Here is an 11,285-nt window from a genome sequence, read left to right as displayed (position 1 = left end):
ATAATTTTTATCAAGTCAATAATCTTAGATATTTTTGATCCTATTGATTTTCAATTGAAAAGTGATTAATGAAATAACCCCTGACATATTTGTTGTCAGGGGATTATTGTTTATGCATTATAAGTATGAAAATGTTCCATTAAATTGGCATAATCGAAACGATTTGCTGGATACGAACAAAAAAAGTGGAGTCGTTACCAGCACTTAAAGCAATGTGATCGGGTTGTACTTCGACTAGTACACCTCTTATCGTATCTTTAGTTGTTTCTACAACTAGATCTTTACCTACTACGGATCGCAGGCGATTCACAACGAAGGGATCTACTAATGTCATATATTGAGTGTTACCATTTTGGTTTCTTGATTGTTCATAAGGATTATAGTACATGATTCATTCCTCCTATATGGGTATCCGTACACCTTATTCATACAGATGGCGAGTGGTGAGAGGAACTAACGATGATGCCATAAAAAAAGAGAAGCAGCTTAACATGAAGCTGCTTCTCTTTATGTTTAATTTTAATTAGTGAATACTTCTATATACTCCGATTACTTTACCTAGTATCGTACAGCTTTGCAGTATAATCGGCTCCATCGAGGAATTCTCTGGCTGCAGACGAATGTGATTACTTTCTTTAAAGAACCGTTTTACCGTTGCTTCGTCTTCATCAGTCATAGCTACGATGATATCTCCGTTATTGGCAGTAGGCTGTTGTTTTACAACAACTAAGTCCTTATTAAAAATACCTGCTTCAATCATACTGTCTCCGACTACAGACAGCATAAACACATTCTCGTCACCTACAACATGTTCAGGCAATGGAAAATATTCTTCTACGTTCTCGATCGCACTTATTGGAAGCCCCGCTGTTACTTTACCGATTACAGGGATAGAGACTGAACGAACGGAAGGAATATTGTCTTCAAGGCCTAATACTTCAATCGCTCTAGGTTTTGTTGGATCTCTGCGAATAAGCCCTTTTTTTTCAAGTCTAGCTAAATGTCCGTGAACTGTAGAGCTTGAAGCAAGACCTACCGCTTCCCCAATTTCTCGAACGGAAGGGGGATATCCTTTTTGTGAAACTTCCTCTTTTATGAAAGCCAGGATATCCAATTGTCGTCTGGATAACTTAGTCATTTTAAGCACCTCACCGAATTTTTTATCTATAAAAAGTATAGCATGGGGAATAAAGAGATACAAACATAAGTTCGAAAAATTAGTTGACACCGAACAAACGTTCCAGTTATTATAATATCATAAGATGCGAACAAACGTTTGTCGGAAGGGGATATCACAATGAAACAAGGGACAATGCATGTTATTGTATTTTTAGGGTTGTTAGGTGGTATATTTTTTACGTTATCAAATCTTGCATCACAAGAAGCTCAATATATTGAAGTAACCATACAAGAGGGAGATTCACTTTGGAGTCTTTCCGAAGAATATAACGCCAAACACCATTATTCCAACTGGGAGTTTATACAATGGGTCGAAAAGAAGAACAGCGTAAATGCGTCAGCTGTATTTCCAGGGCAGAAAGTAATCATACCAGTAAATAAATAGACAAAGCGGGTTTTGGGCAAATGAAAGCTATTATATACTGTAGAGTAAGTACTGAAAAAGAAGAACAACTCACATCTATTGAAAGACAGGAAGCTGAATTAAAAAAGTTAGCAAAACAATTTGGTTTTGAAGTAATAGCATGTTTTAGTGAGAGGGCAAGCGGATATTCGCTTGATCGCGAAGAATTATTAAACGTGCTTGATTTGGCAAGAGACGGTGAAATTAACTGCCTCCTCATTCAAGATGATACTCGGCTAGGAAGAGGAAAGGCAAAGATGGCTATTCTCCATCAGTTAATGAAATACAATATTAAAGTTTATACACTGTCCAATAACGGAGAATACACGTTGACTGAAGCAGATGAAATGGTGCTGGAGATCGTCTCCACTGTGGAAGAGTATCAACGTAAGCTTCACAATATGAAAATAAGGCGCGGCATGAGAAAAGCGGTTAAAGATGGTTATAAACCGCAGAGGAATTTAAGTAACAACACAAGTGGCGGGCGAGACAAAAAAGAAGTGCCAATTTCTGAAATTGTTCGCTTAAAGAACATGAAACTGACTTTTCATGACATAGCATTAACGCTAAAAGGATTAGGTTTCAATGTATCAAAAGCCACCGTACATAGAAGATACAAAGAACACATGGAAAATACAGATAACTAGAAATTCCTTTCATACTGCTGTAGGATAGAATGAAGAATGCTGCAAAAGGAGTTTTTAAATCATGTTATCAAAAGATAAAATGCAAAGAATAAATGAACTGTCTAGAAAGTCAAAACAAACGGAATTGACATCAGCAGAAAAAGCAGAACAAAAAAAGTTAAGAGAAGAGTATTTACAAGTCTTCCGCAAGTCTTTCGTTCAAGATCTGCACGGTATGACTTTTGTAGACCCTAACGGTGATGATGTAACACCTGAAAAATTAAAAAGAAGTAAAGATAATAAAAAGAACCTTAAACAATAATATAGAATGCCTATTTACTTAACTGTAAATAGGCATTTTTTTCTGTTGCAATCTATACATATTAGTATATACTGTTATATAACAACTTTGAAAGGGGAGAATATTTTGACTTTTTCAATTACAAGTGCAGCTGCTAATCTTTATAAGGATATTAAATTAGATGCTAAAGAGGGTTTGAGACTCTTTGTGAAATATGCAGGAAGTGGAGACTCAGGAGGTTTTTCACTCGGTGTGACACCTGCAGTTCCTGAAGAAAACGATTATATCCAAGAAGTTGATGGCCTTCGTTTTTTTGTTCGATCTGAAGAAAAATGGTTTGTTGAAAATATGGAACTTGATTACGATGAGCAAACGGATTACTTTTCTTGTCATATCCCAGGAATCGCATAAAACTTGAAACCGTCTGTACTACAACAACAAGAATGTTGGAAAGTATCAGGCGGTTTTTGTATGTTTTCATAGGGGAATGGTAAAATAACAATAGCTTATAAAGTGTTTATCTTGTCTAAATGGACATGAACGTTTATTATGAAAGTCAAAACTGTTTAGTACATATGAAGGGATGATTTTTTTGTCACGTAATATTGATGAATTAGCAATTAATACGATAAGAACACTATCTATTGATAGTATTGAAAAGGCTAACTCAGGACATCCAGGTATGCCTATGGGTGCTGCTCCAATGGCCTATAGCCTTTGGGCAAAATTTATGAATCACAATCCAGCAAATCCTGAATGGTTCAACCGTGATCGTTTTGTTTTATCAGCAGGACACGGTTCTATGCTATTGTACAGTCTTCTTCACTTAAGTGGATATGGATTAACAATTGATGACCTTAAGAATTTTAGACAATGGGGAAGCAAGACTCCAGGGCATCCAGAATTCGGTCACACTGTTGGAGTTGAAGCAACTACAGGCCCACTTGGTCAAGGAATTGCAATGGCTGTTGGTATGGCTATGGCAGAGCGTCACTTAGCAGCAAAATATAACCGTGATGGACATGAAGTTATCGATCACTATACTTACTCCATTTGTGGTGACGGTGATCTAATGGAGGGTGTTTCAGCTGAAGCTGCTTCTTTAGCAGGTCATCTTGCATTAGGCAGAATGATTGTACTCTACGATTCAAACGATATCTCGTTAGATGGCGATCTTCATCATTCATTCTCTGAAAGTGTTAAACAAAGATTTGAAGCATACGGATGGCAGGTTCTTTATGTGGAAGATGGAACAAATTTAGAAGAGATTGAAAAAGCATTAGCAGAAGCTCGTGAAGAATTAAACAAACCAACACTGATCGAAGTGAAAACCATTATCGGTCATGGTTCACCGAATAAGTCAGGTAAATCAGCTTCTCACGGTGCACCACTTGGTAAAGACGAGATTTTATTAACGAAAGAAGCTTACAAATGGACGTTCGAACAAGATTTCCACGTTCCTGAAGAAGTTAAATCTCACTTTGAGCAGTTAAAAAGTGAAGGACAATCAAAAGAAGAAGAATGGAATAAGCAATTTAAAGCTTATAAAGAAGCATATCCAGAATTAGCTGAAGAGCTAGAGCAATCAATCAAAGGCAACTTGCCAGAAAACTGGGATAAAGATCTTCCTGAGTTCGATAAAGCAATCGCAACTCGTTCATCCTCGGGTAAAGCGATTAACGTTCTAGCTAAAAGTGTACCATCACTTTTCGGTGGATCCGCTGACTTAGCGGGCTCCAATAAAACGCTAATTGAAGGAGAAGCTAATTTCAGCCGCAATGACTACAGCGGACGCAACATCTGGTTCGGTGTTCGTGAATTTGCTATGGGGGCTGCACTAAACGGTATGGCACTTCATGGAGGTTTGAATGTATTCGGCGGAACATTCTTCGTGTTCTCTGATTATGTAAGACCTGCTATTCGTTTATCTGCTCTAATGGGACTTCCGGTTACTTACGTTTTAACACATGACAGCGTAATGGTTGGTGAGGATGGGCCAACACACGAACCAGTTGAACAGCTTGCATCACTTAGAGCTATGCCTAACCTTAACTTAATTCGTCCAGCAGATGGATATGAGTCAAATGCAGCTTGGAAAGTGGCATTAGAAAGCAAGGATAAGCCTACTGCTTTAGTGCTTAGCCGTCATGATCTTCCGATTTTGGCTAATACGAAAGAAAAGGCTTATGAAGGCGTTAAGCGTGGTGCTTATGTGGTTTCACCAGCTGATTCAGAAGCAGATGTGCTTTTACTTTCTGCAGGATCAGAAGTGAGTATTGCAGTTGCGGCACAAGAACTTCTGAAAAAAGAAGGAATTTCGGCTTCTGTCGTATCCATGCCTTCTTGGGAAAGCTTTGACAAGCAAGATAATCAATATAAAGAATCTGTTCTTCCAAAGCATGTTACGAAGCGTTTGGCGATTGAAATGGGAGCTTCACTTGGCTGGCATAAATATGTTGGTCTAGACGGAGAAACATTAACGATTGATACGTTTGGTGCATCAGCTCCTGGAGAAGTGATTCAAAAAGAATTCGGTTTTACTCCTGAAAATGTTGTAAAACGCGTAAAAAATATGTTAAATCAATAATTGCTTATTTTGAAAGAAGGTTTTCTATGTGGAAACCTTCTTTTCTTTCTGTTTCGACAAAAATAGTTGCTTTTTACTCTCCTTTTTAGACAAGCTTTTCTTAAACTTTTGTATATACTTTCTAGAAAGCAGTCGGAAAGGAGCTTATTCATGAGAGAATTTTTTATTTATTTAATAACAAAAGAAGTTGCTCATTCCTACTATGGTAAAGAAAATAAACTGTTTCAATTATTTTTTGAAGAACAGCGATCAACAGGAATCTCTAAAACGATTTTGCAAAAACAGGTGAGTTACATTACAACAATATTAGCAGTGTCTCAAATAGAGAAGCATTTTTGGGAAAGCTTGAGCGGTACGCACGATTGGAGAGTAGAAGGAGAAACCTACTCTTTGTCATGCAAAGATAGTACTGTACATCTGGAACTGTCTGATCAATACATACATCTATACAGCATCGGAAATTTCGAAGCGGAAACCATCATTTTTGAGGCTTTGCGTCATTACGAATCCTATTTTTTAGCTATGGATTATGGAGAAAGAAAATACGGATGGCTCTCTCCGTTTAAATTGAATATGGTATATGCCACTTAAATCTCTATCAAATCTTGTATGTGATGGTAAACTTGTAGTAAACTAGTTCTAGACAACATGAAGGAGGAAGTTTTAACAATGGGTACTGGTATGATAATCCTTGTGTGTGCACTTTCACTGATTGCAGGTGTTGCGATCGGATTTTTTATTGCCCGCAAGTATATGATGAGTTATTTACAAAAAAATCCACCGATTAATGAAAATATGTTGCGTGTGATGATGATGCAGATGGGTCAAAAGCCTTCTCAAAAGAAAATTAACCAAATGATGCAGGCTATGAACAAGCAAATGAAGTAAGTGTTGTACAAGCACCCTGATATGAATCGGGTGCTTGTTTTCGTTCTACTATAGCTATTGATAGCAGCAACTAAAGGATGATGGCCGTGAACAATTTAGAGACGATTTCCATTAATGACTTGGATTTAGATAAATATTTGCTTTTTGATGTAAGGTCTCCAAAAGAATATGAAGAATATCATCTTCCAGGAGCTATTAACCTTAGTATATTTACAAATGAACAAAGAGCAGAAATTGGAACGCTCTATAAGCAAGAGAGCAAAGAGGCAGCGATAGAGCGTGGACTTGAAGTTGTTGGTCCAAAGCTGCCTGCTCTTTTTCAAAAGATAAAAACAGAAAAGAAGAAAAACCCAGATAAAAAAGTGGTAATCTACTGTGCAAGAGGCGGTTTACGCTCCAAAAGCATCGCTCAAACGATGAACATGATCGGAATTCAATGTTTGCAGCTTGAAGGCGGAATTCGTTCGTATAGAAAACAGATCGAATCCTTTTTTGAAAGATTTATAAAGACTCCTCGAAAGATAATCGTACTTGAAGGCCACACTGGCACGATGAAAACGAAAATTTTAGAACAATTGCAAAGTGAGGGATACCCGGTCATAAATTTAGAAGAAATGGCTGGGCATAAAGGATCGATCTTTGGAAGAATAGGTGAACAGCCTTCTTCGCAGAAAAAGTTTGAATCAAATCTTTTTGAACGCCTCAAAGAATTAGAAACATCACAATCGCTTATCATCGAATCAGAAAGCAAAAGAATAGGAAGAGTTGTTGTTCCAGATTTTCTTTTAGAAGGAAAATACAGCGGGACACGTATTCATGTTGAGATTCCGTTTCACTTAAGAGTTCATTTTATTTGTAATGTGTACAAGCCACTTCTGCATAAAGATGAGATTGTTGAGGCTGTAAATAAGCTATCTAAAAGAATACCATTACCTGTTATGGAGGATTTGCAGCATCGTCTTCAAAATCAAAATTATGAAAAAGTGGTATCTTTATTGTTAGAAAACTATTACGATCCAAAATACGAATTCGCCGAACAAAAGTATGAGAGTGAATGTGTAAAATTATATGGAGATTCGTTTGAAGAGATTTATATAAAAGTAAAAGAACAAATAAAACGTCTAATCCTATAAAGAAGACCCATTTAGAGGGTCTTTTTTTGTGAAACTTTTTCCTTTTCGGAATTTTCATATATTGGTAAACTATACTTGTTTTTGATTTGCTTACAAGGGGGAACAGGTGTTGAAAGTTTTTCTGCAGTTAATGTGGTATTTCAAACAGGAGAAATGGCGTTATATAGGCGGTATTATCATGCTCGCCTTCGTTTCATTAGGTTTACTAGTACCTCCGAAAGTTGTTGGACTCATCGTCGATCATATAGAGAGAGAAACGATAACTGAAGGGCTATTGTGGCAATATGGTGGGCTTCTCATCGGTATCGCTATCGGAATATATGTCCTGCGCTACATATGGAGAATTTTGATCTTTGGTGCTGCAGTAAAACTTGCGATGCTTTTAAGAAACCGGTTATATGAGCATTTCACAAAGAAATCTCAAGCTTTTTATCATAAACGGCGTGTGGGGGACTTGATGGCTCATTCTACAAATGACCTTCAAGCGATTCAGCAAACAGCTGGGGATGGTGTTTTAACACTAGTTGATTCATTAATGATGGGTGGATTTACACTAATCGCTATGGCCACAACGATCAGCTGGAAACTGACACTGGTTAGTTTGTTGCCTTTACCGATTATGGCGTTGGCTACTAACAAATATGGAACGATGCTTCATAAACGGTTTCATAGTGCTCAAGAAGCATTCTCCACTTTGAATGATAAAGTGCAAGAGAGTATTTCTGGAACTAGAGTAATTAAGGCATTTGGTCAGGAAACAGATGATATTAAAAGTTTTGAAGATCTTTCAAAAGATGCAGTTAAGAAGAATATGGCGGTTGCACGGATCGATTCTTTATTCGATCCAACAATATCGCTAATTATCGGTTTATCATTCTTCTTGGCTGTAAGCTATGGTTCTATTCTCGTCACTCGAAATGAACTAACAATCGGAGAGCTCATTTCATTTACGAGTTATCTCGGATTGTTAATATGGCCGATGCTGGCTTTCGGATGGTTGTTTAATATTGTTGAACGGGGAAGAGCGTCATATGACCGAGTTGAATCACTGCTTGCTGTAAAAGAAGAAATCGAGGACTCGGGCACAATTGAATCCAGTCCACATGGTGATATCTCTTATCAGTTGAAAGAGTTCTCTTACGCTGAAAGTTCACCAATACTAAAGGAGATCACTTTTACGTTAAAACGAGGGCAAACACTGGGGATTGTCGGAAAGACAGGAAGCGGAAAAACTAGTCTTTGTAAGTTATTGCTGCGTGAATATAACTTAAATCATGGTGATATTTTAATAGATGGCCATGACATTAGTGATTACAAGTTGCATGCATTAAGAGGAGCAATCGGTTATGTTCCACAAGATCACTTTTTGTTTTCGGCGACCATTGCTGAAAATATAGCTTTTGCCAAAATTGACTCGCCTTTTTCAGAAGTGAAAGAAGCTGCAGAGCTCGCTGCCATTCATAAAGATATCTCTCAATTCAAGTATGGCTATGAAACGGTAGTAGGAGAGCGGGGAGTAACACTTTCGGGAGGGCAGAAACAAAGGATTTCAATAGCTAGGGCTTTACTTAGAAATCCTGAAATTTTAATTTTAGACGATTCACTTTCTGCGGTTGATGCCAAAACTGAAGAATCGATCCTTCAGCATTTAAAAGCGAAACGGCAAAATCAAACGACTATCATTACGGCACATCGTCTTTCTTCAATCGCTCATTGTGATTTAATCATTGTTCTGGAAAACGGCACGATCTGTCAAAGAGGAACTCATCACAGCTTAGTTAATGAAGAAGGATGGTACAAAGAAACATATGAAAGGCAAGCTTTAGAAACGTTGATTTCAGAAGGAGGTGTGATGAAATGAGTGCACCAGAACTAGAACACCCGCAAGATGAACTGCAGCAAATGAAACAATGGACAGTGTTCAAGAGATTAATGTCGTACACAACCCCGCATAAAAAGCGGTTAGCGCTAGCATTCTTCCTACTATTGATTGCAACAGCTGCTGAACTGACCGGACCAATCTTAGTTAAGACGTTCATTGATGATTACTTAACGCCTCGTAATTTTGAACAAAAAGCATTGCTGATTCTGGCATCTAGTTATATAGGATTAATCTTAATCTCAGCGGCTGTTAACTATATTCAATTTGTTTTATTTCAATCTGTAGCATTAGACATCATACAAACATTACGGATCCAAGTGTTTTCAAAGGTGCATTCATTGGGATTAAAGTTCTTTGATCGCACACCAGTTGGAAGTTTAGTTTCAAGAATTACAAACGATACAGAAGCAGTAAAGGACTTGTATGTTAGTGTGCTTTCCACTTTCGTTCAAAATATCGTATTTTTATTCGGGATTTTCGGATTTATGTTCTACTTAAATGTGAAACTCGCACTGTTTTGCTTATGTATTTTGCCGTTTATTGTAGCAATCATGTGGATGTATCGTAAATATAGTTCAAAATCGTTTTACGAGATGAGAGAAAAGCTCAGTCAGTTAAATGCAAAACTGAACGAGTCACTTCAGGGCATGTCAATCGTTCAGGCATTTAACCAAGAGAGACGTCTTAGAAAAGAGTTTGCGATCATTAATAATGAACACAACGACGCCCAGATTCGAAACATCAAATATAACGGTTTGTTATTACGCCCAGCAGTCGATCTCGTTTATATGCTCGCACTGTTGATGATTCTATCCTTTTTTGGCATCAAATCCTTCAATTCGCCAGTAGAGATTGGAGTAATCTATGCGTTCATAAACTATTTAGATCGATTTTTTGAACCAGTTAACATGATGATGATGCGTCTCTGAATATTTCAGCAAGCCATTGTTTCAGCCGGCCGGGTATTTACCGTCATGGATGAAAAAGAGTTCGCTCCGGTAAAAGAAGGAAATCAAGAACCCGCCATTCAAAATGGAAAGATTGAATTCAAAAATGTTACTTTTTCCTATGATGGTGAACAAGATGTACTCAAGAATATTTCCTTCACTGCACTTCCTGGGCAGACGGTCGCACTAGTCGGCCATACCGGAAGCGGGAAAAGTTCAATCATCAATTTGCTCATGCGTTTTTATGATGTGAAAAAAGGACAGATCCTTATTGATGATGTTCTCCTTGCACATTATGAAAATAAGGAACTTAGGGAAAAGGTAGGTCTCGTTCTTCAAGATCCATTTTTGTTTGTTGGAGATATCACCCAGAATATTAGGATGTACAATAAACATATTTCAGATGAAGATGTGAAGTCAGCTGCTCGATTTGTTCAAGCATCAACGTTTATCGAAAAATTGCCTGAGGGGTATCAGACAGAAATAGGAGAGAGAGGCGCTACGTTCTCTAGCGGACAAAGACAGCTGATCTCGTTTGCAAGAACAATGGCTTTTTCCCCAAAAATTTTAATTTTGGATGAAGCTACAGCAAATATTGATACAGAAACCGAAGAAGAGATTCAGCTAGCTCTTAATAAGATGAGAAGCGGCAGAACGACGATCGCCATCGCACACAGACTTTCTACGATTCAAGATGCTGAGCTCATTTTGGTACTGCATAAAGGCGAGATCGTAGAACGTGGTACACATCAAGAGCTCTTAAGAGAGAGGGGACTGTATCATAAGATGTTTCTTCTGCAGCACGGTAAGGATTCAATGGATGAAGTAGGCTAAAATGCAGGCAGTTCCTAATCAGAGGGAGCTGCCTTTTTGTGTTTTGTTATGGTGGTTTATTTACTATGTCCTTTTCTAAAGGATTGTTTCTACTAATTAATTTGTTTATTCCTTCACTGACAAGTTGATTGTAGTGTAAGGTGCATGCCTACCACCTGAAAAGCTTCTTCGCAAGGCATACGACGAGGAAAATCACTGCGTTAGCATTAACTTGTAGACGCAGGAGCAAGGGAACTTACTTGAAGCGGTCAGGTGAGACCCTTAAGGGCGCAAAGCGTCAAGGGGCTCACCGCACGCCCCGCGGAAAGCGAAGCAACCTGGAACGGAAATCAACTACTTTCAAGAGCATCAGAGTTTGCGAAAACAGCTTTTCTATTTGTCTCTTCTCTATTAAGTAATTTTGTTTTGCCTTCATCAAAATAAGGATTGGAGACAGAGAGTTTCCTATTTATTGTCTTTAATTTTTCGAATATATGAACTTATGTCATATGTCATTGACTTATTT

12 protein-coding genes and 1 pseudogene are annotated in these 11,285 nt (G+C 37.9%); 11 read left to right on the top strand and 2 right to left on the bottom strand.

The genetic code is table 11. The annotated features are described in order from the left end of the window. Positions 1–139: 139 nt before the first annotated feature. Together QUF49_RS10465 and lexA are read right to left on the bottom strand one after the other, a co-directional pair. Entirely contained in the window at positions 140–388 is a 249-nt protein-coding gene (locus tag QUF49_RS10465; RefSeq protein WP_289495596.1) for a YuzF family protein, read from the bottom strand. Between the two features lie 135 nt (positions 389–523). Continuing rightward, positions 524–1,138, bottom strand: coding sequence for a transcriptional repressor LexA (gene lexA, locus QUF49_RS10460; protein ID WP_289495595.1), 615 nt, complete (start codon positions 1,136–1,138; stop codon positions 524–526). 159 nt (positions 1,139–1,297) lie between these two features. Here lexA and yneA point away from each other — a divergent pair, with 159 nt between their 5' ends. The 11 genes and pseudogenes from yneA to QUF49_RS10405 all read left to right on the top strand — a co-directional run bounded on the left by yneA (position 1,298) and on the right by QUF49_RS10405 (position 11,178). Next, a complete protein-coding gene (yneA, locus tag QUF49_RS10455) occupies positions 1,298–1,564 on the top strand; it encodes a cell division suppressor protein YneA (protein ID WP_066241054.1) in 267 nt (88 codons plus the stop codon). A 20-nt stretch (positions 1,565–1,584) separates the two neighbouring features. After that, a complete protein-coding gene (locus tag QUF49_RS10450) occupies positions 1,585–2,229 on the top strand; it encodes a YneB family resolvase-like protein (protein WP_289495594.1) in 645 nt (214 codons plus the stop codon). 61 nt (positions 2,230–2,290) lie between these two features. After that, positions 2,291–2,530 carry a DUF896 domain-containing protein gene (locus QUF49_RS10445; RefSeq protein ID WP_066241060.1) on the top strand — a complete coding sequence of 80 codons (240 nt, stop codon included), beginning with the start codon at positions 2,291–2,293 and terminating at the stop codon, positions 2,528–2,530. Between the two features lie 105 nt (positions 2,531–2,635). Further along, positions 2,636–2,920, top strand: a complete 285-nt coding sequence (locus tag QUF49_RS10440; RefSeq protein ID WP_289495593.1) for a HesB/YadR/YfhF family protein — start codon at positions 2,636–2,638, stop codon at positions 2,918–2,920. Positions 2,921–3,092: 172 nt separating this feature from the next. After that, on the top strand, positions 3,093–5,096 hold the full coding sequence (tkt, locus tag QUF49_RS10435) for a transketolase (protein ID WP_425590463.1): 2,004 nt from the start codon (positions 3,093–3,095) through the stop codon (positions 5,094–5,096). A 150-nt stretch (positions 5,097–5,246) separates the two neighbouring features. Further along, entirely contained in the window at positions 5,247–5,687 is a 441-nt protein-coding gene (gene sirA, locus QUF49_RS10430; protein ID WP_289495591.1) for a sporulation inhibitor of replication protein SirA, read from the top strand. Positions 5,688–5,765: 78 nt separating this feature from the next. Further along, positions 5,766–5,984, top strand: a complete 219-nt coding sequence (locus QUF49_RS10425; protein WP_066241071.1) for a YneF family protein — start codon at positions 5,766–5,768, stop codon at positions 5,982–5,984. Positions 5,985–6,061: 77 nt separating this feature from the next. After that, positions 6,062–7,117, top strand: coding sequence for a tRNA 2-selenouridine(34) synthase MnmH (gene mnmH, locus QUF49_RS10420; protein WP_289495590.1), 1,056 nt, complete (start codon positions 6,062–6,064; stop codon positions 7,115–7,117). Positions 7,118–7,226: 109 nt separating this feature from the next. Next, positions 7,227–8,978: an ABC transporter transmembrane domain-containing protein gene (locus QUF49_RS10415; RefSeq protein WP_289497626.1), complete on the top strand. Its 1,752-nt coding sequence runs from the start codon at positions 7,227–7,229 to the stop codon at positions 8,976–8,978. Positions 8,979–9,019: 41 nt separating this feature from the next. Continuing rightward, positions 9,020–10,780, top strand: a pseudogene (locus QUF49_RS10410) (ABC transporter ATP-binding protein). Positions 10,781–10,920: 140 nt separating this feature from the next. Further along, on the top strand, positions 10,921–11,178 hold the full coding sequence (locus QUF49_RS10405) for a hypothetical protein (protein ID WP_289495589.1): 258 nt from the start codon (positions 10,921–10,923) through the stop codon (positions 11,176–11,178). Positions 11,179–11,285 lie beyond the last annotated feature (107 nt).

Source organism: Fictibacillus sp. b24 (assembly GCF_030348825.1).
Lineage (GTDB): Bacteria > Bacillota > Bacilli > Bacillales > Fictibacillaceae > Fictibacillus.
Note: the sequence above shows the minus strand (reverse complement) of the source record. Positions and strands in the feature narration are given on the sequence as shown.